Here is a 24,274-nt window from a genome sequence, read left to right as displayed (position 1 = left end):
CGATGGCCGCCGATCGCGCCGCACGAAATTTCGACCTGGCAGGACTGCTGTCGGCGGCGATCCTGGCCCCAGGCATAGCCACGGTATGGGCCATGGCGGCCATCGGCATCAGCGAAATCGGGCCCGGCACGGATTGGCAGGACGTTCTGCGCGCGCTGCCGGGACTTTTGTTCCTCGTCATGTTGGCGACCTTCCTGGGCGCGGTTCAGAGTTTGATCTTCGGCGGCGCGGTGCTGCTCTGGCTTTTCGGAACCCGGCCGCTGCGGACGCGGGTCGGAATGACGGCCGCCGGAGGTCTTGCCTCCGGACTATACCTGGCGGCCAGTTTGGGGCTTCACGCCGTGATGCCGGGCGCCGGCCTGATCCTCGCGCCCTGGGCATCGGCGCTGGGAGAGGTTTCGCAGCTGGAGGGGACGCTCATGATGCTGGGCATCCTAGCGTCCGGCCCCTGCGCGGGCGCGATCTATGCCTCGGTCGCACTCAGGGGCTGACAAGGCGGTTCGCCCGGTTTATACGGCCGCTCACATCGTTAGACCGGCGGCCTAGCGGCGCCGATCGAGCGGCGTCCGGATCGGGCGCCGCTTTTGTTTTGGATCGCGCCCGCCTTGAAGGCCAAAACCGCCGAAGATCGCCAGCTGCTGGAGCTGATCGAGCCCATCGCCGAGGCTTTGGGCCTGGCGGTCGTGCGCGTGCGGCTGATGGGCGGAACCCAGCGGCGGCGCCTGCAGATCATGGCCGAGCGCCCCTTCGATCACGACATCTCGGTCGAGGAATGCGCCAGGCTGAGCCGGGCCGTGTCCGAGGTGTTCGACGCCGCCGACCCGATCGCCGGCGAGTGGCTGCTGGAGGTGTCGTCGCCCGGCATCGACCGCCCCCTGACGCGGCTGGAGGACTTCGACACCTTCGAAGGCTACGAGGCCCGTATCGAGACCGACCGCATGGTCGAGGGCCGCAAGCGCTTCAAGGGGGTGCTGGCCGGCGTGGAGGGGGACGACGTCCTCATCGACCTGGAGGGCGAGGAGGACACCGCCCTTCTGCCTTTCGCCTGGCTGGCCGACGCCAAGCTGGTGCTGACCGATCAACTGATGAAGGCGGGGGCCGAAAAGCGCGCCGCCCGCACTGAAACCGAAGAAGACTGAGGACCGAACCCATGGCCGTCGGCGTTTCCGCGAACCGTCTCGAACTTCTCCAGATCGCCGACGCGGTCGCGCGCGAGAAGAACATCGACAAGGAGATCGTCATCGAGGCGATCGAGGAGGCCGTGCAGAAGGGCGCCAAGTCCCGCTACGGCGCCCACCACGACATCCGCGCCAGGATGGACCCCAAGACCGGCGAGATGGCGCTGACCCGCCACGTCACCATCGTGGAGGACGACTGGCAGCCGGAAGACGAGCTGGAAGAGTTCAACGACAGCGCCATGGTGCGCCTGAAGGACGCCCTGAAGCGCGATCCGGAGGCCGTGGTCGGCAAGGAATACGTCGAGGACCTGCCGCCGTTCGAGTTCGGCCGCGTCCAGACCCAGATGGCCCGGCAAGTGGTCATGGGGAAGGTCCGCGACGCCGAGCGTGCCAACCAGTACGAAGAGTTCAAGGATCGCGTCGGCGAGATCGTCAACGGCACGGTCAAGCGCGTGGAATACGGCAACACCATCGTCGACCTGGGCCGCGGCGAGGGCATCATGCGCCGCAACGACTCGATCCCGCGCGAGGTGTTCAACATCGGCGACCGGATCCGCACCTACATCTATGACGTCCGGCCCGAGGCCAAGGGCCCGCAGGTCATGCTGTCGCGCGCCCATCCGGGCTTCATGGCCAAGCTGTTCGCCCAGGAAGTGCCCGAGGTCTACGACGGCGTGATCGAGATCCGTGCCGCCGCCCGTGACGCCGGCTCGCGCGCCAAGATGGCCGTGCTGTCGAACGACTCTTCGATCGATCCGGTCGGCGCCTGCGTCGGCATGCGCGGCTCGCGCGTGCAGGCGGTGGTCGCCGAGCTGCAGGGCGAGAAGATCGACATCATCCAGTGGAACAACGACGAGCCGACCTTCATCGTCAACGCCCTGGCGCCCGCCGAGGTGTCCAAGGTCGTGCTGGACGAGGAGGCCGACCGCGTCGAGGTCGTGGTGCCGGACGAACAGCTGTCGCTGGCCATCGGCCGTCGCGGCCAGAACGTGCGCCTGGCCTCCCAGCTGACCGGCTGGCAGATCGACATCATCACCGAGTCGCAGGATTCGGAACGTCGCCAGCGCGAGTTCGCTGAGCGCACCGCGCTGTTCCAGGAGGCGCTGGACGTCGACGAGGTCATCGCCCAGCTGCTGGTCACCGAAGGCTTCGCCACGGTCGAAGACCTGGCCTATGTCGAGCCCTACGAAATCTCCGACATCGAGGGCTTCGACGAGGACACCGCGGAAGAGCTTCAGGCCCGCGCCCGCGACTGGCTGGACAAGCTGGCCGCCGAACAGGACGCCAAGCGCAAGGATCTGGGCGTCGACGACGCCGTGCTGGAAGTTCCCGGCGTGACCCTGCCCATCGCCGTGGCTCTGGGCGAGGGCGGCGTGAAGACCGTCGAGGATCTGGCCGACCTGGCCACCGACGAAATCCGCGGCGGCCATGAGATGAAGAACGGCGAGCGGGTGAAGGTTCCGGGCGTGCTCGAGAGCTTCAACCTGGCCCAGGAAGACGCCGAGATGCTGATCCTGCAGGCCCGCGTGGCCGCCGGCTGGATCGACGCCTCGGAATTGCCGCAGCCCGAGCCGGAGTATGAAGAAGAGTACGCCGAGGGCGAATACGATCCCGACGTTGTCTTCGGCGGCGGCGACGCCGAAGCGGGCGAAGAGGAGGCCTCGGAAGAGGCCGACGATCAGCCCCAAGACGCGTGATGGAGGCCTGGACCGTCCATGGGGCTGCGCGACGCCACGGCAGATAGGGAACGCCGGGATCTGGTCACCCGCCAGGTCATGGACGAGTCTCGTCTGATCCGCTTCGTCGCCGCCCCGGACGGTTCGGTCGCCCCCGACCTGGCGCGCAAGCTGCCGGGCCGCGGCATGTGGGTGGAGGCCACCCGCGACGCCGTCGCCCTGGCCGCGTCCAAGAACCTGTTCGCCAAGGCGGCCAAGGCGCCGCTGAGGCCGGCCGCCGACCTGGCGGAGACGGTCGAGACCCTGCTGTTCCGGCGCTGCTTGGACCAGCTCGGTCTTGCCCGGCGCGAGGGCGTGCTTATCTCCGGTTTCGAAAAGACCGCCGCCGCGATCCGTTCGGGACGCGTGGCCTGGCTGGTCGAGGCGGCGGACGGGTCCGCCGACGGGCGCGGCAAGCTTCTGGCGCTGGCCGGGCATCAGTCGTCGTCGCCCAAGGTCTGCGGGCTTTTCCCCGCCGACGATTTGAGTTTGGCCCTGGGGCTGGAAAATGCGATACACGCCGTCCTGCTGAAGGGCGGGCGGGCCGATCGCTGGACCACCGAGGTCGAACGACTGGCGGGATTTCGACCGTTGACGCCGCCCGGATGGCGCGGCGACGCGGCTGAGGACCCGGATGGATTTTCAGACGGGCGGGGTTTCGCTCCCTAGCGGGGCGGGGCGCCGCACGGCTTTTTGTGTTTGAGGACGGCGACTTTTCCGCCGTCATGATGAAGCGACCGGATGACTGACGAGAACGACAAGACCAACGACGGCAAGACGACCCCGACGCCCTCGGCCACGGGTCCGCGCGCGCCGCTGAGCCTGAAGCCGCGCCAGGCCGGCGCGGTGGCGGCCGGCACGGTGAAGCAGAGCTTCAGCCACGGCCGCTCCAAGACCGTGGTGGTCGAGACCAAGCGGCGCGTGGGGGCTCCTCCGGGCGGCGGTCACCAGCGCCCGCAGGGCTTCGACGTCGCCCGTCCGCGAACCGAAGCCCCGGCCCCGCAGGCGCCGCGCCCGTCCGCTTCGGCCGACGCCGGCGCTCTGTCGCAGTCCGAGCAGGAGGCGCGCCGTCGCGCCATCGAACTGGCCACCCGCCAGCAGGCCGAGCGCGAGCGTCAGGCCGCCGAGGAGCGCGCCCGTCGCGACGCCGCTCAGCGGGAGCAGGCCGCCCGCGCCGCCGAGGCCGCCCAGGCCGCCCAGGCCGAAGCCGCCGCCGCCAAGGCCGCCGCCGAGGCCGCGCGTCAGGAAGCCGCCAAGCTGGGCGCCGCCGTCCCCGCGCCGGAAACGCCCAAGGCCAAGCCCGCGCCGGCCCCCGTCGCCGCCGCGCCGGTCGAGGCCCCCGCCCCCGCGCCGGCCGCCCCGCCGCGTCCGGCCGCGCCCGCCCGGCCGACCGTCAACTTCGGCCAACGTGTGCCCAAGCCCGGAAATCCCGGCCGCGCCCCGGTCCAGCCCCCGGCCTTCGGCGGCCGCTCGGCCCGCGAGCAGGCCATGGGCGGCGGCGAGCGCAGCTATTCCCCGCGCCCCGGCGGTTCGACCGGCGCCGGCCCCACGGCCCGCGCCCGCACGCCGGGCGAGCCCGTCCGCTATTCGGCCGTCGCGCCCAAGCCCGCTCCGGGCGCCGCGCGCGGCCCCGGCGGGCCCCGCACCGGACCCGGAGGCCCGCGCGGCGCCTCCGCGCCCCCGGCCCAGCCCGAGGTCGCCCGTCCCGTCCGCGCCGGCTTCGGCGCCCCGCGTCCCGCCGCCGGCGGCCGCGACGACGACCGCGATCGCCGCTTCTCGGAAGCCGGTCCGGGCAAGGCCGTGTCGCGCACGCGCGGCGAGCCCAAGCGCCGCGAAGGCCGCCTGACCATCCAGGCCGTGGCCGGAGGAGACGAGGACGCCGCCGAGCGCATGCGCTCGCTGGCTTCGGTCCGCCGCGCCCGCGAACGCGAAAAGGAAAAGCGCAAGGGCGGCTCCACCGACGCGCCGAACCGTCCGCGCGAAGTGGTCATCCCGGACACCATCACGGTCGGCGAGCTGGCCAACCGCATGGCCATCCGCGGCGCCGACGTCGTCAAGTTCCTGATGCGTCAGGGCCTGATGATGAAGATCAACGACGTCATCGATTCCGACACCGCCGAGCTGGTGGCCGAGGAATACGGCATGGCGGTCAAGCGCGTGTCGGAATCGGACGTCGAGACGGGCTTCCTGTCCGAGGCGGACGACGAGGGCGCCGCCGAGACCCGCGCCCCGGTCGTGGCCATCATGGGCCACGTCGATCACGGCAAGACCTCGCTGCTGGACGCGCTGCGCACCACCGACGTGGCGGGCGGCGAGGCCGGCGGCATCACCCAGCACATCGGCGCCTATCAGGTGCGGCTGGGCGACGGCCAGCGGATCACCTTCCTGGACACGCCCGGCCACGCGGCCTTCAGCGCCATGCGCGCGCGCGGCGCCAACGTGACCGACATCGTCGTGCTGGTCGTGGCCGCCGACGACGGCGTCATGCCCCAGACGATCGAGGCCATCCAGCACGCCAAGGCGGCCAATGCGCCCCTGATCGTGGCGGTCAACAAGATCGACAAGCCGGGCGCCGACTCGACCAGGGTCGTCAACGAGCTGCTGCAGCACGAGGTCATCGCGGAATCGCTGGGCGGCGAGACGCAGATCATCGAGGTCTCCGCCAAGGAGAAGACCAACCTCAACGGTCTGACCGACGCCATTCTGCTGCAGGCCGAGGTCATGGATCTGCGCGCCAACCCCGACCGCTCGGCCGAGGGCGTGGTCATCGAGGCCAAGCTGGACAAGGGCCGCGGCCCCGTCGCGACGGTTCTGGTCAAGCGCGGCACGCTGAAGCGCGGCGACATCGTCGTGGCCGGCTCCGCCTGGGGCAAGGTCCGCGCCCTGCTGGACGAACGCAACTCCCAGCTGGCCAGCGCCGGCCCGGCCGTCCCGGTCGAAATCCTGGGTCTGGACGAGGCGCCGTCTCCGGGCGACGTCTTCGCCACCGTCGAGAACGAGGCCCGCGCCCGCGAACTGACCGAGTTCCGCGCCCGTCAGAAGCGCGAGAAGGCGGCCGGAACCGGCGTCTCGGGCGCCTCTCTGGCCGACATGATGGCCAAGCTGGGGTCCAAGAAGATCTCGGAGCTGCCGGTGGTCGTCAAGTCCGACGTCCAGGGCTCGGGCGAGGCCATTGCGGCCTCGCTGGAGAAGATGGGCAACGACGAGGTGCGCGCCCGCATCGTCATGCAGGGCGCCGGCGGCATCACCGAAAGCGACGTCAACCTGGCCAAGTCGGCCGGGGCGCCGATCCTGGGCTTCAACGTCCGCGCCTCGAAACAGGCGCGCGACCTGGCCGAGCGCGAAGGAGTCGAGATCCGCTACTACGCGATCATCTACGACCTGCTGGACGACATGAAGGGCGTGCTGTCGGGCATGCTGGCTCCGATCCAGCGCGAGACCTTCCTGGGCAACGCCCAGGTGCTGCAGGTCTTCGACATCTCCAAGGTCGGCAAGATCGCCGGCTGCCGGGTGTCGGAAGGCGTAGTCCGCAAGGGCGCCAAGGTCCGCATCATCCGCGACGACGTCGTGGTGCTGGAGCTGGGCACGCTGCAGACGCTCAAGCGCTTCAAGGACGAGGTCAACGAGGTGCCGTCGGGCCAGGAGTGCGGCATGCACTTCCAGGGCTTCACCGACATCAAGGAAGGCGACTACATCGAGTGCTTCACGGTCGAAGAGATCAAGCGGAGCCTTTGATTTGAGGGTCTCCCTCCCCTTCATGGGGAGGGACGATCGCGAAGCGATCAGGGTGGGGTGCGTTAGAATTCGCCCCACCCCGTCGCCGCTGACGCGACGACCGCCCTCCCCATTCGGGGAGGGAGAAGCCCCGGTTCCGCCGCAGTCGTTTCGGAGGAAGGCCGCATGAAGAAGGCGATCATCGCGTTTCTGGCCGTCGTGCTGGCCGCCGGTCCGGCCTTGGCCGACGTGCGGCTGTGGTCCTACGACGCCGCCGACCGCGTGACCCGCGCCCTGACGCAGGGGATCACCTTGCAGGTCCGGCGCGGCCTCTTCGGCGCCGTCTCGGTCGAGAAGCTGTACGCCACCACCAGCCGCGGCTCGGCCGAGGTGCGCTGGGGCGGGCCCTATGAGGCCATCGACGTCCTTCCCGCCGGCTCCCGTGAACGCGACGTCTATGAAGTGGTGAACGAGGGCGAGGGCCGCGGTCTGGTCCGCGCCCTGTGCCCCTCGGCCGACGCCGCCTGGCTGGTGATGGGCCGCGTGCGCGCCGGCCGGCCGCTGACCATCCACGCGGTCGGGCGCTGGGCCGACGGCCGCTATCGTCACTGCGTGGAGCTGAAATACGCCTTCCGCGGCGACTGGACCGCGCCGGACGGCCGCTCCCCCGCGATCGACTGACCCCGCTCGCCCGGAACGCGACGGCCCTATCGTCGTTCGCCCTGCGCGACTAGATTTCGCGGATGGGGAGGATGGGGCCGCCGACATGCTGAAGCGACTGGCGGCCTTTCTGGGCTTCCTCTGCCTCGTCCTGCTGCTGCTGGCCTTCGACGAGGGTCAGGTGGAGCGCGGCGTGGACGTCGTGCGCGCCCGCATCGAACCCGCCGTCCAGCGCTGGCGTGGCCGTGCCCCGGTGGTGCGCCCGCCGGCCCCCGAGGCGCGCGGTCATGCCGTCTTCGGGGCCTTCCGCCCCGTTGACGCCGAGGCTGCGGGCGGAGAGCTGACGTTCGAGGGCGCCGTGCTGGTGTTCGACGACGCCCCGGCGCTGCGCACCCGCCCGCACCGCATCGCCCTGGGCCGGGAGAGCGTCGTGCGCGATCTGAACCTGCCGCCGGAGCGCCAGGTCGAGCTGCGCGAGGTCGTGCCGCTGGACGCCCGCACGCCCCCGGCCCCCTCGCCGCTGTGCGGGGGCAAGATCCCGGGCTGGCTGGCGGTCGTGCGCGAGGGGCGGTCGTTGCTCCTCCAGGTCTGGCCCGCCGGAGTGGCGCCGGATCAGCCGGGCGCCGTCGTCTGCGGCCGCGTCGCCTATGAGGGTCCCGACAGGTGAGGGCGATCCTGGCCGCCGGCCTGCTCGGCTTGGTCGCGGCCCTTTGGACCTGGACCCTGCCCGGCGATCCCGCGCTGACGGACGATCCCTACGGCGTGCCGGTGCGGGTGCTGGACAACGGCTTCCACATCGATCTGGCCGTGCCGCGCGCGGCGCTGGAGGCGCGGCCCGGGCCGCTGGCCGAGGCGGTGCGCGCCCTGGGGCCGGGCGACTGGATCCTGATCGGCTGGGGCGACGCCGTCTTCTACGTCGATCAGAGCCCGATCGAGGGCCGCCTGCTGGACGGCGCCCGCGCCTTCTTCCGGCCGGGCAACGCCTCCGTCCTGATGCTGGACCCGCACGCCGGCGACCCGGCCGCCAGACTGCCCGCCGCGCGCCGTCGCACCCTGCGTCTCCCTCCCGGTTCATTCGAGCGGCTGGCGACCCGCATCGAGGGCACGCTGGCGCTGGAGGACGGCCGGGCCCGCCTGGCCGCCGCGCGCCCGGGCGACGACGCCCGCTTCCATGTCGCGCGCGGTCACTTCTGGATCCTGAACCTGTGCAACAGCTGGTCGGCGCGCACGCTGAACGCGGCGGGCCTGCCGGTCCGGCCGCTGCGGTCCGTGGTCTCGCCGGAGGTGCTGGCCGCGATCGACCGGGCGAAACTGGACACCCGCACGCCTGAGGACTAGACCGCGCCCCTTCGCTTTTCGAGCCGGGTCCGAGCCCCGGCGGGCGACATGACGAGGGACGCCCCATGGGCCGCAAGCAACACACCCGCAACGCCTCCGGCCCCCAGGGCCCCAGCCAGCGCCAGCTGCGCGCCGGCGAGCTGATCCGCCATGCCCTGGTCGAGGTCCTGCGCGAGGAGGAGATCCACGACGAGGCGCTGCAAGGGGTGTCGGTCACGGTCACCGAGGTGCGCCTCAGCCCCGACCTGAAGCACGCCACCTGCTTCGTCGAACCCCTCGGCGCCGGCGTCGAGGCCGCGCCGACGGCCGGCCACGTGGACGAGATCGTCAAGGCGCTGAACACCCATGCGAAATTCCTGCGCGGCGTGCTGGGCAAGCACATCGACATGAAGTTCACCCCCGACCTCCGCTTCCGCCACGACGAAAGCTTCGACGCCGCCGGCCGCATCGACCGGCTGTTCGACGACCCCCGCGTCCGCGCCGATCTGGAGCGGGACGGGGATCAGGAGGCGTGAGCCGCCGCAAGCGCGGCCTGCCCATCCACGGCTGGGTCTGTCTGGACAAGCCGCTGGGCATGGGGTCGACCCAGGCCGTGTCCGCCGTCCGCCGTCTGTTCGACGCCAACAAGGCGGGCCACGCCGGCACGCTGGACCCGCTGGCCAGCGGCATACTGCCCATCGCGCTCGGAGAGGCGACCAAGACCGTGCCCTTCATGATGGAGGCGCGGAAGGTCTATCGCTTCGCCGTCGAATGGGGCGTCTCGACCGACAGCGTGGACCGCGAGGGCGCCGTGACCGCGCGCTCGGACGTGCGCCCGACCGTGGACCAGGTGAAGGCCGCGCTGCCGGCCTTCGTCGGCGAGATCGAGCAGACGCCCCCGGCCTTCTCGGCCATCAAGGTGGACGGCCGGCGCGCCTATGACCTGGCGCGCGAGGGCGTCGAGCTGGAGCTGAAATCCCGCCCCGTCGTCGTCCACTCCGCCGAGGTCGTCGCCGCGCCCGACGCCGACCACGTCGAGATCCGCATCGAGACCGGCAAGGGCGTCTACGTGCGTTCCCTGGCTCGCGACCTGGCCGCGGCGCTCGGCGCCGAGGGGCACGTCTCGCTGCTTCGGCGCGAGCGAGTGGGGCCGTTCGGCCTCGAAAACGCGGTGACGCTGGATTCTCTGGAGCAAATGGTGCATAGGGGCGCCGCCTCGGAAGGTTTGCTTCCCGTCGCGACCGCCCTGGACGACATCCCGGGACTGGCCGTGACGGACCAAGACGCCTTCTCGCTTCGGCAGGGACGGCCGATCGTTCTGCTCCCCCGTCAGGTCGAAACGCTTCTGACCCGCCTTCGGGAGGGGTCGCGAACCGTTTCCGCCTTTCAGGATCAGACGCTGGTCGCGCTCGGTCAGTTGCGGGCCGGTCGGTTTGAACCCGACCGCGTGTTCAACCTCCAGGGCTCAAGCAGCGAGGGACCGCGTCCCGAGCGATAGCCCGCAAAAAAGGAGACTCCCGATGTCGATCACTGCTCAACGCAAGCAGGAAGTCATCAACGACAACGCCCGCGGCGCGGGCGACACCGGCTCGGCCGAGGTCCAGGTCGCGATCCTTTCGGAACGCATCGCCAACCTGACCGAGCACTTCAAGACCCACAAGAAGGACAACCACTCGCGTCGCGGCCTGCTCAAGATGGTCTCGCAGCGTCGTCGCCTTCTGGACCACCTCAGCAAGGTCGACCGCGAGCGCTACACGGCGCTGATCGGCAAGCTGAACCTGCGTCGCTGAGGCGCAGGATCGCGGAAAGAGTTTTCGAGGCGCGCGACGGTCACGTCCGCGCCTCGTTCCGCATTCAAGGACCGGCGCGCCGCCGGACGTACGGCGCAGGAACCCGACCGGGTTCGACCAAGACGGAGGGCCTGACGGTCCTCGCTCACCCGCCCGGCCTCATTCGGAGCCCGGGTCCACTGGGACCGACGGACTGAACCCCTGACCGCCCGCCCCCGACGGCAATACGGCCGCGGGACGAGAGAAAAGAAAAATGTTCGACATCAAACGCAAGACGATCGACTGGGCCGGCCGCCCGCTGACCCTGGAAACGGGCCGCATCGCCCGCCAGGCCGACGGCGCCGTTCTGGCCACCTATGGCGAGACCGTGGTGCTGGCCACCGTCGTCTACGGCCGCGCGCCCAAGCCGGGGCTGGATTTCTTCCCCCTGACCGTCAACTACCAGGAAAAGACCTTCGCCGCGGGCCGCATCCCCGGCGGCTATTTCAAGCGTGAAGGCCGTCCGACCGAGAAGGAGACGCTGGTCAGCCGCCTGATCGACCGTCCGATCCGCCCGCTGTTCGTCAAGGGCTTCAAGAACGAGACCCAGGTGGTCGTCACCGTGCTGCAGCACGACATGGAGAACGATCCCGACGTGGTCGCCATGGTCGCCACCTCGGCCGCCCTGACCATCTCGGGCGTGCCCTTCATGGGTCCGATCGGCGGCGCGCGCGTGGGCTACATCGACGGCGAGCTGGTGCTGAACCCGACGCTGGACCAGATGCCGGACTCGGATCTGGACCTCGTCGTCGCCGGCACGTCCGACGCCCTGATGATGGTGGAATCCGAGGCGAAGGAACTGTCGGAAGAGACCTTCCTGGACGCCCTGATGTTCGCCCACCGCGGCATGCAGCCGGTGATCGAGGCCATCATCGAGCTGGCCGAGCACGCCGCCAAGGAGCCGTTCGACTTCCAGGCCGAGGATCACTCGGACGTCGTCGCCTCGATCAAGAAGCTGGTCGGCGAGGACATCAAGACGGCCTACACCCACGCCGGCAAGTACGACCGCCGCTCGGGCGTCGACGCCGCCAAGAAGACCGCCGCCGCCCGGCTGGTGAAGACCGATGAGAACCCGGACGGCGTCGAGGCCGCGAAGTTCGCCACGGCCTTCAAGGAGTGCGAGGCCGAGGTCCTGCGTCGCGACATCATCGAGAACGGCCACCGCGTCGACGGCCGCGCCCTCGACAAGGTCCGCCCGATCGTCTCGGAAGTCGGCGTCTTCCCGCGCACCCACGGCTCGGCCCTGTTCACCCGCGGCGAGACCCAGGCCATCGTCGTCGCCACCCTCGGCACCGGCGAGGACGAGCAGTACATCGACGCCCTGACGGGGACCTACAAAGAGAAGTTCCTGCTCCACTACAACTTCCCTCCCTATTCGGTCGGCGAGACCGGGCGGATGGGCGGGGCGGGCCGTCGCGAGATCGGTCACGGCAAGCTGGCCTGGCGGGCGATCCGTCCGATGCTGCCGTCGTCGGAGGAGTTCCCCTACACCATCCGCCTGGTGTCCGAGATCACCGAGTCCAACGGCTCGTCCTCCATGGCCACGGTCTGCGGTTCGTCGCTGGCCCTGATGGATGCGGGCGTGCCGCTGAAGAAGCCGGTCTCGGGCATCGCCATGGGCCTGATCCTGGAGCCGTCGGGCGAGTTCGCCATCCTGTCGGACATCCTGGGCGACGAGGATCACCTCGGCGACATGGACTTCAAGGTCGCCGGCACCCGTGACGGCATCACCTCGCTGCAGATGGACATCAAGGTCGCCGGCATCACCGAGGAGATCATGAAGAAGGCGATCGCCCAGGCTTCGGCCGGCCGTCTTCACATCCTGGACGAGATGGACAAGGCCATCGACGGCGCCCGCACCGAGCTGGGCGAGTTCGCGCCCAAGATCGAGTCGATCAAGATCCCGGTCGACAAGATCCGCGACGTCATCGGCACCGGCGGCAAGGTGATCCGCGAGATCGTCGAGAAGACCGGCGCCAAGGTGAACGTCGAGGACGACGGCACCATCAAGATCGCCGCCTCCGACCAGGAGAAGATCGACGCCGCCCGCAACTGGATCCAGTCGATCACCTCCGAGCCCGAGGTCGGGACCATCTACACCGGCAAGGTGGTGAAGGTCGTCGACTTCGGCGCCTTCGTGAACTTCTTCGGCGCCAAGGACGGTCTGGTTCACGTGTCGCAGATGGCTCTGGAGCGCGTCGCCAACCCGGCCGACGTCGTCTCGGAAGGCCAGGAGGTCAAGGTCAAGTTCCTGGGCATGGACGACCGCGGCAAGACCAAGCTGTCGATGAAGGTCGTCGATCAGGCCACGGGCGAAGATCTGACGGACAAGATCAACGCCGAGCGCGCCGAACGCGGCGAGCCCCCGATGTCGGAAGACACGGGCGGCCGTCCCAAGCGCGACGGCGAAGGTGGACGGGGCGGCGGCGACCGCGGCCGTCGTCGTCGGGACTGATCCTTCGAGCACTGACGCTGGAAACCCCGCCGGATCGCTCCGGCGGGGTTTCTTTTTGGTCGCGCGCCGCCCCGGCTTGTGAAAAAATCCGACTTTCACGGATTCACCTGTCCCGCCTGACGTCGTCGCCTCGGAGGGGTCGTCTCATGTCGCAGCTGGAGCGACTGGCCTACGTCAGCCGGGCGACCGTGCCGATGGACGCCCTGCTGAACATCGCCGAGATCCTGGCCGCGTCGCAGCGGAACAACTGGCGCGACGGCATCACCGGGGCGCTGGCCTATGCCGACGGCGAGTTCCTGCAGGTGGTGGAAGGTCCGCAGGAGGCCGTGAACCGGCTCCTGGCCCGCGTCAGCGCCGACGCCCGGCATGAGGATCTGAAGGTGGTGTCGCGCGAGATCGCGGCCCAGCGCCAGTTTCCGGACTGGTCCATGGCGATGCCGCGCCTCAGCCCGGACTCCGAGCCGCTGATGCGGGCGGCGGTCCAGGTCGCGCGCTCTGACCCCGGCAAGGCCGTCGCCGACCTGCGTCGCCTGACCGAGATCGACGCCCTGCACGCCTGAGAGCCTGATTCACGCTGCTGGCGTGGGCGTCACTCGCCCTCGTCGAAGCGGCGCTGGACCAAGTCGGCCAGCGCCTCCACCGCGTCCGCCGCATCGGGGCCCTGGGCGGCGATCTCGACCCCGCAGCCGTTGCCGGCGCCCAGCATGAGCAGCCCCATGATCGAAAGGGCGTTCACCGTCGCCCCGTCGCGCGTGACGCGGATCTCGCTCTCATAGGCCGAGGCCAGCTTCACGAACTTGGCGCTGGCGCGGGCGTGCAGGCCGCGCTGGTTGCAGATGTCCACGGTGCGCCGCACCCAGGTTTCGTCCATGGCCGCAGCGCTCATTTTTCGCCCGCCAGAACCCAGGAGGCGACCGAGATGTACTTACGCCCCGCGTCCTGGGCGTGGGCCACGCAGGCTTCGATCGACTCGCGCCCGCGCACCCCCGCCAGCTTGATCAGCATCGGCAGGTTCAGGCCGGCGATCACCTCGGCGCCCGTCTGCTCCATCACCGAGATGGCGAGGTTCGACGGCGTGCCGCCGAACATGTCGGTCAGCAGGATGACGCCGTGCCCGTCGTCCACGGCGCGCGCCGCGTCGACGATGTCGCGGCGCCGACGCTCCATGTCGTCTTCCGGACCGATGCAGATGGCCGCCACGCCGCGCTGCGGACCCACCACATGTTCCATGGCGGCCAGGAACTCGGACGCGAGCCCGCCATGGGTGATGATCACCAGACCGATCATGAAGGGAGCGATCCCCGCAGCCGGGCCCGACCTGGCCCGCAAGCGGCGCTTGATAGGCCAAAGCGGCGGAGGATTAAAGCCATGCGAGCGCTTCGCGCACGACCGCCGTCGCCGACGGCGCGCGGGCGTTCAGCCGCACCTGCGGAACATCAAGTCCGGCGTGCCGCCAAGTCTCCCTTTCGGGCAGACGCTCGGGCGCTTCGTCAAGGCACTGGACCACGAGGCGAAGGGTCGCGATCGGGCGCGTGGGGGCGCCGACGATGCCCAGACCCCGCACCTCGATCCGCCCCGCGATCGTCTCCGGGCACGCCAGGCGCAGGGCGCCGTCCTTGGCCCAGACCAGGGTGGCGTCGTCGGCGACCAGGCGTGCCCCCTCGGCCAGAAGACGCAGCGCCAGATCGCTCTTTCCCACGCCCGGCGAGCCCAGCAGCAGCACGCCGGACCAGCCCGACGGTCCGAACAGGGCCACGCCGGTTCCATGCACGGGCTGCTTCAGGGTCATGCCCGGGTTCCGACGACCGGCAGCACCACGGTGAAGCGCGCGCCGGCGATGCGGTCGTCGACCTCCGCCCGGTTCTCGGCCCAGACCCGGCCTCCGTGCGCCTCCACGATCTGGCGGACGATCGACAGGCCCAGGCCGGAGTTGCCGCCGAAGGCCGTGCCCTTGGGCCGCGAGGTGTAGAACCGCTCGAACACCGTCTCCAGATTGTCGGCCGGGATGCCGGGGCCGTCGTCTTCCACGACCACGCGCCAGCCCTCGCCGTCCTCGTCGCGCGCCAGCGCCACGCGCACCGACCCGTCGGCGGGGCTGAAGGACAGGGCGTTGTCGATCAGGTTGCGGAACACCTGGCCCAGTGGGCCGTCCCGCCCGGCCATCCGCGCCGGCGACGGCCCCCCCGGCGCGAACACGACCGGCACGGCGTCGGGCCGCGGCGCGTCGCGATAGACGCCGACCACCTCGCTGAGCAGCTGGTTCAGGTCCAGCGGCCGCAGCCGGTCGCGCGCCAGTTCGGCGTCCAGCCGCGAGGCGTTGGAGATGTCGGTGATCAGCCGGTCCAGGCGGCGCACGTCCTGCTGCAACAGGGCGGTCAGACGGTCCCGCTGTTCCGGGGTCTTGACCAGGTCCAGCGTCTCCAGAGCCGAGCGGATCGAGGTCAGCGGATTCTTGATCTCGTGGCTCACGTCGGCGGCGAAGCGTTCGATGGCGTCCATCCGCTCCGACAGGGTCGTGGTCATGGTCTCCAGCGATCGGGCCAAGTCGCCGATCTCGTCCCTCCGGCCCTCCAGGTCTGGGAAGGAGATGGCGCGCGCCCGCTGCATCCGCACCTGATCCGCCGCCGCCGACAGCCGCATCACCGGCCGCGCCACGAACAGGTGCAGCATCAGCGACGACAGCAGCGACACCGCCAGCGCCACCAGGGCGAAGGGCACCAGCGCCGCCCGCTGCGCCGCCAGGATGGCGTCCACGTCGGCCGCCTCCAGCGTCAGAACCCCCAGCACCTGCCGCACGTGTCGGATCGGCACCGACACGGACACCAGCCGTTCGCCGGTTTCGGACCGGCGCAGGTTCACCTGGGGCTCGCCGCCCAGCGCGGCCTCGACCTCGCGCGCCAGCTCGGCGCGGGCGCGTTCGACGTCCGGATCGGTCGCGGGATCCGCCTCGCCCAGCCGGTCCATCTCGGGCGATCCGACGGGCGGCAGAGGCCGCCCGGGGATCTGATCCGACACCTGATAGCTGTCGGCCACGAACAGGCCGTCGGCGTTGTGGACGCTGGCCCGCTGCCCGGTGGGGATGAAGGTGTCGCGCAGCCACTTCGGCACCTCCAGCTCGTCGAGGATCGGGCGCGGTTCGCCTTGCGTGATCTCCAGTTCGCCCAGAACGTTGGCCAGGAGTTCGGCCTGCGACAGCAGCGATTCCTGGCGCGCCTCGACCAGACCGCGCCGCCATTCGTTCAGCGCCAAGGCCCCGCCGAACAGGATCAGCAGGCTGAGCAGGTTCAGGATCAGGATCAGCGCGCCGAGGCGCGATCCGACCAGCCGCAAACGGGGACGGGGACGTTCCTCGGTCGCCGGAGCGCCGGCCTCAGCTCTCGCGGTATCGATAGCCGACGCCATACAGGGTCTCGATGGCGTCGAACTCGGGGTCGACCATCCGGAATTTCTTGCGCATGCGCTTGACGTGGCTGTCGATGGTCCGGTCGTCGACGTAGACCTGATCGTCGTAGGCCGCGTCCATCAGGTTGTCGCGGCTCTTCACGAACCCTGGACGCTGGGCCAGCGCCTGAAGCAGCAGGAACTCCGTCACCGTCAGCTTCACCGGCTTGCCCTCCCACGTGCTCTCGTGCCGGGCGGGGTCCATGGTCAGCTTGCCGCGCTTGATGGCGCGCGACGCGGAATCGCCCGCGGTCTCGGGCTCCGCGCCGTCCGCGCCCGTGCGGCGCAGCAGGGCCTTCACCCGTTCGATCAGCAGTCGCTGGCTGAACGGTTTGTGGATGTAGTCGTCGGCCCCAAGGTTGAAGCCCAGGATCTCGTCGATCTCCTCGTCCTTGGACGTCAGGATGATGACCGGCAGGCTGGAGGTCTGGCGCAGGCGACGCAGCACCTCCATGCCGTCCATGCGCGGCATCTTCACGTCCAGAATCGCCAGGTCCGGCGGGCTGGTCTCCAGCGCCTCCAGGCCCGTCGCGCCGTCGTGGTGCGCGGTCACCTTGTGCCCGTGGCTTTCCAGCGCCAGAGACACCGACGCCACGATGTTCTCGTCGTCGTCCACCAGGGTGATGTTGGCCAAATCCGTCTCCTTGTGGGCCGTGCCCGTGCCGTCTCCGGCATCGTCAACGCACGGGAAGCGTAACCGTTCTGACGCGACGCGGCGAGAGCAAGGCGGAACCTAGACTTCCCTGCGCCCTATCGAAACCCCGCCTTAAGCCGTGCGGGGCACAATGGCCCTCCACGAAAGAAGCCGTGCATGTCCGGGGCCGTCCACTACGAGGTCTTCATCCGCAAGACGGCGCCCGCGCCGTGGACCCTGCTGATGGCGACGGAGGATCGCAAGATCGCCGTCGAAACGGCGGAGGACACCTTGCGCGACGACCGCGCCGCCGCCGTCCGGGTGACCAAGGAGACGCTGGATCCGGAGACGCTGGAGTTCTCCAGCCTGACCCTGCTCACCAAGGGCGCGCCGGAGGTTCAGCGGAAGCGGGTGGTGCCGGAGGCCGAGGCGGGCCCGCGCTGCGCCGCGCCGCAGGATCTCTATGCCCCTCAGGCCCGCGAGACGGTCTCCCAGGTGCTTGAGGACTGGCTGCAGCGCCAGGGCGTCACCGCCTTCGAACTGCTCCACCGCCCCGACCTGGCCGAGCGGCTGGAGGCCGCCGGGGTCGAGCTGCAGCACGCCGTGCAGAAGGTCGCCGTGCCGGAAAGCCAGGCCGTGGGCCAGCCCGTCCACGACCTGATGCGCCACTACCAGAAGCTGGCCGACCAGACGATCGAGCGGCTGGTGTCGGCGGGCCGACGCAACCTCTTTCCCAACCTGGACGACCGCAGCCTCGCCGACGTCGCCCATCGGCTCGCGGGAACGCCGGATCGCGGCTTCGTCATGGGCGGCGTCGTCGCGGGCGCGCTCAAGGGGATCAAGGGCGCCCGGGCCCGGCTGGATCGGCTGATGACCCTGGCCGAGGCCGCGCCCATGGAGGGGCCGCCGCGCGCCCTGGTCATGGTGCCGATCGAACAGATCCTGTGCGAGATCATGGCCTCGCGCATCGGCCTGGCGGAAATCCTGGGTCCGTCGCTGGACCAGGGCGCCAGCCTGGCGGCGGTGGTCCGCATGGTGGCCCCGCGCGAGATCGATCTTCTGATCGCCCAAGACCCCAAGCTGGAGCTGCTGATCCCCAAGGTCGACGGGCCCGCGGAACGCCTGGGCCGTCGCCTGCAGACGGGCGAGTTCCCCATCCTCAGCGCATCGCTGGCGCGCATGGTGCTGCGCGAGCTGATGAGTCCCCGGCGATTGCGCCCCCGCGACGCGCCGGGCGAGATCGACATCCTGCGCGCGCTCGCCATGACCCTGACCGCCACGGCGGGCCGCCTGCTGACGCTGGAAGAGATCCAGAACGCCTTCACCGAGCGCTCCCGCAGCATCGTCACCGCCGACTTCGTCGCCGCCTACGTCAAGCACTGCGACACCGTCCTGTGCGAGGCCGAACAGCTGGCCCGGCTGTGCGAGAACGTCACCGGCGTCGCCAACAAGCGCTCCGCCGCGCGGTGGCTGCTGGCCTGCGCCGGCTCCCTCAGGTTCGAAAGCGAGATGCGGCGCCACTCGGGCGGCCATTCCCACGCCCTGGCCTCTCTGGCCGCGCTGCAACGCTCGGTGCGCGCCTGCGCCCTGTCGGAATCCGACGAGGAACAGATTCTCGCCGCCGTCGGCACGGTGGGCGGCGCGGTCGAGGCCGAGGCCAGGATCGTCGCCCAGCTGGTCCGCTCTCCCGCGCCCGTTCCGGCCCGTCTGCGCGTCCTGCTGAAGCTGGCGGCGGGCGAGAGCGGCCCCTCCGGTCCCTGCGCCGATCGCGCCAAGGCCGAGGTCATGAAGCTGCTGCGCACGCCCGAGGTCCGGGGCGCGCTGTCGTCCGCGCCGGAAGAGGTCGGCGCGCTCAGGGGCTTGATGCGTCAGGCCGGTCTGGCGGCCTGACGGCGGCTCGCCCTCAGTCGAAGATGTCGAAGATGGAGCCGCGCTTCTTGCGGTGGCCGTACTCCCCGCGCTCTCCATACTCGCCGCGTTCGCCGTACTCGCCGCGCTCTCCGTAGCCCCAGGGCTGCTGTTGCGGCGGCGGCGCGGCATGGCGCGGCGGCTGTGGGGCGGTCGTGGGCTGCGGCGGCGCCGCGCGGGGCGCGTCGTCCACCGCCGCCTGCATCAGCTTCTCCAGTTCGCCGCGGTCCAACCAGACGCCGCGGCAGGTCGGGCACATGTCGAACTGCACGCCGGACCGTTCCACGGTCTGCATCACGGCATCGTCGTTGGGGCACATCAGAAGGGGCATGGGGGCTCCGCCGGGGTCAGGACCGAATGGGGGTCGGGCGCCCGGCGCCGCACGGGAGGGGGCCGGTCGAACGCCGGGGCGCCCGAAGCGGTCCGACATCGCATGCCCGGGCGGCGGCTGGAAGGGAGAGAGCCGACCCGGACGCGCCAGAGGGGCCCGTCCCGCGCCTTCACACTTGGGTATGCCGCGCCGGAAAGCAAGCGGCGGATCAGCACACCTGTCCCGCCGCCCATCCCGACGACCAGGCCCATTGGAAATTGTATCCCCCCAGCCACCCCGTCACGTCCACCGCCTCGCCGATCACGAACAGTCCGGACACGGACTTAGCGGCCATCGTCTGCTGGTCCAGCTGGTCCGTCGCCACGCCGCCCAGGGAGACCTCGGCCGTCCGGTATCCTTCGGATCCCGTGGGCTTCACCCGCCAGCCGTTGATCGCGGCGTCCAGCGCCGCCAGCCGCCTGTCGCCGATCTCCGCCAGCTTGCCGCCCAGCCCCTCGTGCTCGGCCACCGCCTCGGCCAGGCGGCGCGGCACGATCTGGCCCAGCGCCGTGTGCGGCGCCTGCTTGCCGTTGCCGACCTTGGCCGCCCGCATCTCGGCCCCCACGTCCCGATCCGGCGCCAGGCTCAGGGTGATCGCCTCGCCCTCGCGCCACCAGCTGCTGATCTGCAGGATCGACGGCCCGCTCAGGCCCCGGTGGGTGAACAGCAGCCCCTCCCGGAACCGCGCCCCGCCGCCCTCGACCACCGCGTCGACCGACAGCCCGCTGAGCCCGCTCCACCGCGCCAGCCAGTCCGGGTCGAAGGTCAGCGGCACCAGCGCCGGCCGCGTCTCCGTCACCCTCAGCCCGAACCGCCGCGCCATGTCCCAGGCCCAGCCGGTGGCCCCCATCTTGGGGATCGACTTGCCGCCCGTGGCCAGCACCACGGAGGCCGGCCGCGCGGTCGATCCGTCCGACAGCGCGACCTCGAACCGCTCCCCGACCCGCTCCAGCCGCTCGACCGAGACCCCCGTCGACAGCCGCGCCCCCGCCTCCGCCATCTGGTCCGTCAGCATACGGACGATCTGCTTGGCGCTGTCGTCGCAGAACAGCTGCCCCAGCGTCTTCTCGTGCCAGCCGATCCCCGCCCGGTCCACGCGGGCGATGAAGTCGCGCGGCCCGAACCGCTTCAGCGCCGAGGTCGCGAACCGCGGGTTCTCGCCCAGATACCGCTCGACCCGGTCGCCCTCCAGATTGGTGAAGTTGCACCGCCCCCCGCCGGAGATGCGGATCTTCTCCCCCGGCGCCCGCGCGTGATCCACCACGCGCACCGACCGCCCGCGCCGCCCGGCCTCCACCGCGCACATCATCCCCGCCGCGCCGGCGCCGACGATCAGGACGTCTGGTGTCTCGATCATTCCGCGGGACTAGCACCGGTCCCGACTTTCGTCGCGGGCCCGCTCTTTCTGGACAAGCGCTCCATGAAGGACTTTCGTTTTGGGCTGACCGCCTTCGTGCTATATGCGGATGCAACTTCTGATGGGCTAAGAAGATGGAGTCGATCACCGCCACCGCGGGCGCAGTCGTGGCTGCGATATTGGCCGAGCGGCTGGCGCCAACCGCAAGCAAGGTCGCTGAGGACGCCTTGGTGGGCCTCTTCAGCGATGGAGCCAAGGACGCATTGCGCGGCTTTATCTCCGCGGCTGGCCGCGCTCGAGCTGATCGGCGCGGGCGCTTGCCGACGAATCATGACGTCCAGAAAGCGATCTTCACGGCGCACATAGGCGCCATGTGGGATCTTGTGGCCACCCTGAAAGCACGAGGCGAGAGTTCTCCAAGCTTGCCCCCGTACGCCAAAAAGGTTGGCCTCTGGCTGAAGGGACGGGCGGCTGACGACACTCATCTGGCCGTCGACGACCAGAGTGCCGTCGATGTAATTTCCTCGGCATTGTCGCATCAAGATGCCGCCGCGTTTTTGCGCGCGAAGCTGGAGGCGGCCGCCTGGAGTGAGTTGTCTCAGGCGGCGGCCGACCCACCATCTCAGGTTGTATTCATCTTTAAGGAACGCTGGTTCGACGCTTTCATCGCCCATCTTAGTCGTCAGATCAAAGAGAATGATCCGTTCCGCAACTACCTACAGACTTGGCTGCTCAGCGATATTCAAGGTGTGGTCGGAGAAGTTCGAGAGGCGTCCAAGCGAATTGGGGATCGGCAACAAGAAGCGATAACTGAGTTGAGCTCGCTCACCTATACCGCCGGCACGACTTTGGCCGTGGTGGAGAGCATCAGTGCAAAGATCAGTAGGGTGAACGGCGTTAATTCGTCCCATCCACTCATCATCGTTGATGAAGACTTCCCCGACTTCAGCCTTCCATCGAGCATGTCTCCGCTCCCGACGTTTTTGGAGTATCGAGATGGGCTGGTGCCGTCGCTGGCATTTGATGCCGAGGTTGAGCAGCGCTTGCAGGACTGCGGGAGAGTTTTCGTCCATGGGGCGCCCTCCGTCGGCAAGTCCTCGCTGGCTTTTCGGTTGGCCGCCAAGGAGTGGCAAGCGGGCGGAGCGGCGCATTACCTGGATGTCGGCGCCATTGAGGATGGGCTGACCCGTCGGGACGTGATCAACGTCGTCATGAACCGTCGGGGCCGGAACGGACTGGTCATCATCGACAATGCGCATCGTGACGAAGAGCTCGCGTTCGGCTGCTGGAACGCGTGGAAGAGTGAACCAGGCACGGCGAAACTGATCATGCTCGCCGTGCGACGATCTGAAGACGGCGAGCGACCGTCGAGGTTGCGTGGCCTTGGCGAGAATGCCGTGACGATGTTGAATCAAGCGTCCGACCTCGTGGCCGTTGCCAAGTTTCTATACAGGCGCACTTTCGGCGTCTCACTGGAGGTTCCATCAGAGGTTGGCGAAGCGTGGCGCGCCCGATTCGCGGGTCAGCTTCATGCCTTCAGTCTGGCGATCCAAAACAGTCTGCGCGATCTCCATGTGGGCAATTTCACGTCGCTGAGCATGGCCGGAGCGCACCGTTGGATCAGGGAGAACTGGCTTGCGGACATGACGAGCACGTCGGATGCGCTCTCTCCCGAACTGGAGAACCTGGTCTGCATTTCAAGGTTTGCGGCTCAGGATCTGGAACTCAGCGTACCGATGGGGGTCTTGCCGTTCCCGGAGACCGCGACCCTTGTCAGGAAGCTGGGATTGGTGGTCGACGTACCGGAGTTCCCGAACTGGGTGCGCCTGGCGGAACCGGGATGGGGCCAACTGATACTGGCGGCTTCTAATAGGGACGCTGAGGACGACGAATACCTGTTCGCTTCGGCCTCCCGAAGCCTTAACCTCAGCCTGAGGTTGTGGAGGCGGTTGCAGCAGGGCGGGCAGGCGGATAGGCTTTCAGCTCTTATCGATCGGCTGTTCGGCGATCAAGATTTCATCGACCTCGTCGGACGCTCGGCGCCTTCCCCAATCCTCATTCTTGTGAACCGCCTCACGGAGATGAAGCGTCGAGATCTCGTGGACCGGGTTTGGGCTTCCTTGAACGCGGAGCATGGCTTCTTCGGCGGGCGGCCCTTTCAGCCGCCCCTTTCGGTTCTCGGCACGCTTCTCAAAAGGTTTGAAGGGCAACGCCGAGACGTTTCTCACCTGTGGCGCGCCGTCGCCGATAGGGCTGGAGATGGCGAAGCGTTGCTGCTCGTCACGCCCTTGGACCATCTCGCCGGATTCTTGGACACTGCCGACGCTTCCCTGCGGTCGGGTAACCAGGGCATGAGTCTTTCGCGCGGCTGCTCGCCTGCGGCTGCGGCGATCTGGAGGGTCCTGGAAAGCCGGTCCGATGTTCTTACGTCCCGCTTCAGTCGTGAGCCCATCGGCAAGAGCTTGAAGCTGATCGACGCCGCGCGTCGGCACGGGCGGGACGCCGATGCTCTATGGCGGCTTCTTCTGGGCTCGCGTGACGTCTCTCCGGCTGTTCTTGCCCTGGAAAGATCGGACCAAATCACGCTTTTCACAAAGCTGGCCCCAGATGCGAAGCTCGCGCGGGATGTGGTGGTGTGGGCGATGAGCGATGCAGAGGCCGTCGTGCGTCGATTTGAGAACGAGCCCCTTACGGATGTCGCCGGGCTGATCGATCGAGCCCGCGCGAACAAAATTGATCTGACGGACGTCGGTAAGATTCTGTCGATCAAGGGGGCCGCCGCGCTCACGCAGTCCCGCTTTCCGATTACATATGCGGGCTTGGCGAATCTGCTCAAAAATCTTAGCGGAGACAATAAGTCCGAGCTTCTTTCACAGTTGCCTGAGTCATCGTGGCAAGGCCTATGGGAAAGTTCGCCGGAAGGCGTTGCGTGGGTCGCCATGCATTGTAAATCTGCGGGACTGGTCGACCGCTCACTCCAGCTCGTCCAGGCGTTGATCGCGGATTCTCATCCGACGAATCTAAGTTCACATGATCAGGCTGCCCTCAAACTTCTGTGTTGGGTCACGGCTGAAGGCCTGGACGCCGGGGTTCCGGGCGCCGAGGCCAGATTCCGATCGGCAATGTCCGAGCCTTGGATAAGCAGTTACTACGCCAATGCATCTCCCGACCCCAATGCCCTTTGCGACGCTCTAAGAATCGCGTGCCTACGATTGCCCGACAACTTGCAAGGACAACTGGATACGCCCGCTTTGCGCGACCGCGTCCGCGAGGAAATCGTATATGGCGAGAGGCGATTCAAATCCCTGATCAACGCGGTTCGGCTGCGCGGATGGTGCTCAATGATCGCGTCGGCGATCAACTTCGACATTGTGGATCGCATTGGGACGCCGGTGGTGTCGTGGCTGGTATCGACAGGTCTTCCACACCGTGATCCCGATCAGGGTCTTGGGCCGCACCAGCTAGATCTGTGGGTCGGCTTAAGGGCGATCGCCATTCATTCCCGCCAAGGGCTCAAGATCGACGGCTCAATCTTGAAGCAGACGTTGGCTTTATGGGAGCCACTGACGGCAGCAACTTTTTACGGACCGAGATCGCAAGCATTTCACGAGGACATGGTCAGATGGCTTCGCAGTGGCATTGACAACAACAAACTGTCGTCTTTACCTTTTAGGACACAATCTAGAGACTGAAAGT

The 24,274-nt window shown here is 68.9% G+C and carries 22 protein-coding genes; 15 read left to right on the top strand and 7 right to left on the bottom strand.

Annotated features, from left to right (window positions below; translation table 11 throughout):
• Nucleotides 1-2 precede the first annotated feature (2 nt).
• From VGN45_RS03485 to VGN45_RS03425, 13 genes are all read left to right on the top strand, one after another.
• Entirely contained in the window at nucleotides 3-491 is a 489-nt protein-coding gene (locus tag VGN45_RS03485; RefSeq protein WP_327459376.1) for a hypothetical protein, read from the top strand.
• Nucleotides 492-605: 114 nt separating this feature from the next.
• On the top strand, nucleotides 606-1,139 hold the full coding sequence (rimP, locus tag VGN45_RS03480) for a ribosome maturation factor RimP (protein ID WP_327459374.1): 534 nt from the start codon (nucleotides 606-608) through the stop codon (nucleotides 1,137-1,139).
• Nucleotides 1,140-1,150: 11 nt separating this feature from the next.
• Complete coding sequence (nusA, locus tag VGN45_RS03475) at nucleotides 1,151-2,875, top strand: transcription termination factor NusA (protein ID WP_327459372.1); 1,725 nt, start codon at nucleotides 1,151-1,153, stop codon at nucleotides 2,873-2,875.
• A gap of 18 nt (nucleotides 2,876-2,893) precedes the next feature.
• The gene (locus VGN45_RS03470; protein ID WP_327459370.1) at nucleotides 2,894-3,562 is read left to right on the top strand and encodes an RNA-binding protein; all 669 of its coding nucleotides are present in this window, start codon (nucleotides 2,894-2,896) and stop codon (nucleotides 3,560-3,562) included.
• A gap of 72 nt (nucleotides 3,563-3,634) precedes the next feature.
• On the top strand, nucleotides 3,635-6,628 hold the full coding sequence (gene infB / locus VGN45_RS03465) for a translation initiation factor IF-2 (RefSeq protein WP_327459368.1): 2,994 nt from the start codon (nucleotides 3,635-3,637) through the stop codon (nucleotides 6,626-6,628).
• Between the two features lie 165 nt (nucleotides 6,629-6,793).
• Nucleotides 6,794-7,288 (top strand): hypothetical protein, encoded by a 495-nt coding sequence (locus VGN45_RS03460; protein ID WP_327459366.1) that lies wholly within the window; start codon nucleotides 6,794-6,796, stop codon nucleotides 7,286-7,288.
• Between the two features lie 85 nt (nucleotides 7,289-7,373).
• The gene (locus VGN45_RS03455; protein WP_327459364.1) at nucleotides 7,374-7,934 is read left to right on the top strand and encodes a hypothetical protein; all 561 of its coding nucleotides are present in this window, start codon (nucleotides 7,374-7,376) and stop codon (nucleotides 7,932-7,934) included.
• Nucleotides 7,931-8,605, top strand: a complete 675-nt coding sequence (locus tag VGN45_RS03450; RefSeq protein ID WP_327459362.1) for a DUF2459 domain-containing protein — start codon at nucleotides 7,931-7,933, stop codon at nucleotides 8,603-8,605. The genes VGN45_RS03455 and VGN45_RS03450 overlap by 4 nt, the downstream gene beginning before the upstream one ends.
• Before the next feature lie 65 nt (nucleotides 8,606-8,670).
• The gene (gene rbfA / locus VGN45_RS03445; RefSeq protein WP_327459360.1) at nucleotides 8,671-9,120 is read left to right on the top strand and encodes a 30S ribosome-binding factor RbfA; all 450 of its coding nucleotides are present in this window, start codon (nucleotides 8,671-8,673) and stop codon (nucleotides 9,118-9,120) included.
• On the top strand, nucleotides 9,117-10,082 hold the full coding sequence (truB, locus tag VGN45_RS03440; RefSeq protein ID WP_327459358.1) for a tRNA pseudouridine(55) synthase TruB: 966 nt from the start codon (nucleotides 9,117-9,119) through the stop codon (nucleotides 10,080-10,082). The genes rbfA and truB overlap by 4 nt, the downstream gene beginning before the upstream one ends.
• Nucleotides 10,083-10,104: 22 nt before the next feature.
• Nucleotides 10,105-10,374 (top strand): 30S ribosomal protein S15, encoded by a 270-nt coding sequence (gene rpsO, locus VGN45_RS03435; protein WP_327459356.1) that lies wholly within the window; start codon nucleotides 10,105-10,107, stop codon nucleotides 10,372-10,374.
• A 253-nt stretch (nucleotides 10,375-10,627) separates the two neighbouring features.
• The gene (gene pnp, locus VGN45_RS03430) at nucleotides 10,628-12,868 is read left to right on the top strand and encodes a polyribonucleotide nucleotidyltransferase (protein ID WP_327459354.1); all 2,241 of its coding nucleotides are present in this window, start codon (nucleotides 10,628-10,630) and stop codon (nucleotides 12,866-12,868) included.
• Nucleotides 12,869-13,014: 146 nt separating this feature from the next.
• Nucleotides 13,015-13,428, top strand: coding sequence for a BLUF domain-containing protein (locus VGN45_RS03425; protein WP_327459352.1), 414 nt, complete (start codon nucleotides 13,015-13,017; stop codon nucleotides 13,426-13,428).
• A 29-nt stretch (nucleotides 13,429-13,457) separates the two neighbouring features.
• Here VGN45_RS03425 and VGN45_RS03420 read toward each other — a convergent pair whose 3' ends face one another.
• From VGN45_RS03420 to VGN45_RS03400, 5 genes are all read right to left on the bottom strand, one after another.
• Nucleotides 13,458-13,754, bottom strand: a complete 297-nt coding sequence (locus VGN45_RS03420) for an HPr family phosphocarrier protein (RefSeq protein ID WP_327459350.1) — start codon at nucleotides 13,752-13,754, stop codon at nucleotides 13,458-13,460.
• The gene (locus VGN45_RS03415) at nucleotides 13,751-14,155 is read right to left on the bottom strand and encodes a PTS sugar transporter subunit IIA (protein WP_327459348.1); all 405 of its coding nucleotides are present in this window, start codon (nucleotides 14,153-14,155) and stop codon (nucleotides 13,751-13,753) included. Before VGN45_RS03415 ends, VGN45_RS03420 begins: the two co-directional genes overlap by 4 nt.
• 73 nt (nucleotides 14,156-14,228) lie before the next feature.
• Nucleotides 14,229-14,657 carry a serine kinase gene (locus VGN45_RS03410; RefSeq protein ID WP_327459346.1) on the bottom strand — a complete coding sequence of 143 codons (429 nt, stop codon included), beginning with the start codon at nucleotides 14,655-14,657 and terminating at the stop codon, nucleotides 14,229-14,231.
• Nucleotides 14,654-16,270: an ATP-binding protein gene (locus tag VGN45_RS03405; RefSeq protein WP_327459344.1), complete on the bottom strand. Its 1,617-nt coding sequence runs from the start codon at nucleotides 16,268-16,270 to the stop codon at nucleotides 14,654-14,656. The genes VGN45_RS03410 and VGN45_RS03405 overlap by 4 nt, the downstream gene beginning before the upstream one ends.
• The gene (locus VGN45_RS03400) at nucleotides 16,239-16,943 is read right to left on the bottom strand and encodes a response regulator transcription factor (RefSeq protein WP_327459342.1); all 705 of its coding nucleotides are present in this window, start codon (nucleotides 16,941-16,943) and stop codon (nucleotides 16,239-16,241) included. The genes VGN45_RS03405 and VGN45_RS03400 overlap by 32 nt, the downstream gene beginning before the upstream one ends.
• 177 nt (nucleotides 16,944-17,120) lie before the next feature.
• On the opposite strand from VGN45_RS03400, the gene VGN45_RS03395 reads away from it, so the two are divergent.
• Nucleotides 17,121-18,833: a hypothetical protein gene (locus VGN45_RS03395; protein ID WP_327459340.1), complete on the top strand. Its 1,713-nt coding sequence runs from the start codon at nucleotides 17,121-17,123 to the stop codon at nucleotides 18,831-18,833.
• 13 nt (nucleotides 18,834-18,846) lie between these two features.
• On the opposite strand, the gene VGN45_RS03390 is transcribed toward VGN45_RS03395, so the two are convergent.
• The gene (locus tag VGN45_RS03390) at nucleotides 18,847-19,182 is read right to left on the bottom strand and encodes a zf-TFIIB domain-containing protein (protein ID WP_327459338.1); all 336 of its coding nucleotides are present in this window, start codon (nucleotides 19,180-19,182) and stop codon (nucleotides 18,847-18,849) included.
• A 208-nt stretch (nucleotides 19,183-19,390) separates the two neighbouring features.
• Complete coding sequence (locus tag VGN45_RS03385; RefSeq protein WP_327459336.1) at nucleotides 19,391-20,578, bottom strand: NAD(P)/FAD-dependent oxidoreductase; 1,188 nt, start codon at nucleotides 20,576-20,578, stop codon at nucleotides 19,391-19,393.
• Between the two features lie 134 nt (nucleotides 20,579-20,712).
• On the opposite strand from VGN45_RS03385, the gene VGN45_RS03380 reads away from it, so the two are divergent.
• Nucleotides 20,713-24,270: a hypothetical protein gene (locus VGN45_RS03380; protein ID WP_327459334.1), complete on the top strand. Its 3,558-nt coding sequence runs from the start codon at nucleotides 20,713-20,715 to the stop codon at nucleotides 24,268-24,270.
• Nucleotides 24,271-24,274 lie beyond the last annotated feature (4 nt).

This window comes from Brevundimonas sp. (assembly GCF_035999125.1).
Taxonomy (GTDB): domain Bacteria; phylum Pseudomonadota; class Alphaproteobacteria; order Caulobacterales; family Caulobacteraceae; genus Brevundimonas.
Note: the sequence above shows the minus strand (reverse complement) of the source record. Positions and strands in the feature narration are given on the sequence as shown.

Bases quoted from the DNA above. Each gene is read 5' to 3' on its own strand.
- VGN45_RS03485 (WP_327459376.1), top strand. From the start codon at position 3: ATGGCCGCCGATCGCGCCGCACGAAATTTCGACCTGGCAGGACTGCTG.
- nusA (WP_327459372.1), top strand. From the start codon at position 1,151: ATGGCCGTCGGCGTTTCCGCGAACCGTCTCGAACTTCTCCAGATCGCC.
- VGN45_RS03470 (WP_327459370.1), top strand. From the start codon at position 2,894: ATGGGGCTGCGCGACGCCACGGCAGATAGGGAACGCCGGGATCTGGTC.
- infB (WP_327459368.1), top strand. From the start codon at position 3,635: ATGACTGACGAGAACGACAAGACCAACGACGGCAAGACGACCCCGACG.
- VGN45_RS03460 (WP_327459366.1), top strand. From the start codon at position 6,794: ATGAAGAAGGCGATCATCGCGTTTCTGGCCGTCGTGCTGGCCGCCGGT.
- VGN45_RS03455 (WP_327459364.1), top strand. From the start codon at position 7,374: ATGCTGAAGCGACTGGCGGCCTTTCTGGGCTTCCTCTGCCTCGTCCTG.
- rbfA (WP_327459360.1), top strand. From the start codon at position 8,671: ATGGGCCGCAAGCAACACACCCGCAACGCCTCCGGCCCCCAGGGCCCC.
- rpsO (WP_327459356.1), top strand. From the start codon at position 10,105: ATGTCGATCACTGCTCAACGCAAGCAGGAAGTCATCAACGACAACGCC.
- pnp (WP_327459354.1), top strand. From the start codon at position 10,628: ATGTTCGACATCAAACGCAAGACGATCGACTGGGCCGGCCGCCCGCTG.
- VGN45_RS03425 (WP_327459352.1), top strand. From the start codon at position 13,015: ATGTCGCAGCTGGAGCGACTGGCCTACGTCAGCCGGGCGACCGTGCCG.
- VGN45_RS03420 (WP_327459350.1), bottom strand. From the start codon at position 13,754: ATGAGCGCTGCGGCCATGGACGAAACCTGGGTGCGGCGCACCGTGGAC.
- VGN45_RS03415 (WP_327459348.1), bottom strand. From the start codon at position 14,155: ATGATCGGTCTGGTGATCATCACCCATGGCGGGCTCGCGTCCGAGTTC.
- VGN45_RS03410 (WP_327459346.1), bottom strand. From the start codon at position 14,657: ATGACCCTGAAGCAGCCCGTGCATGGAACCGGCGTGGCCCTGTTCGGA.
- VGN45_RS03405 (WP_327459344.1), bottom strand. From the start codon at position 16,270: ATGGCGTCGGCTATCGATACCGCGAGAGCTGAGGCCGGCGCTCCGGCG.
- VGN45_RS03395 (WP_327459340.1), top strand. From the start codon at position 17,121: ATGTCCGGGGCCGTCCACTACGAGGTCTTCATCCGCAAGACGGCGCCC.
- VGN45_RS03390 (WP_327459338.1), bottom strand. From the start codon at position 19,182: ATGCCCCTTCTGATGTGCCCCAACGACGATGCCGTGATGCAGACCGTG.
- VGN45_RS03385 (WP_327459336.1), bottom strand. From the start codon at position 20,578: ATGATCGAGACACCAGACGTCCTGATCGTCGGCGCCGGCGCGGCGGGG.
- VGN45_RS03380 (WP_327459334.1), top strand. From the start codon at position 20,713: ATGGAGTCGATCACCGCCACCGCGGGCGCAGTCGTGGCTGCGATATTG.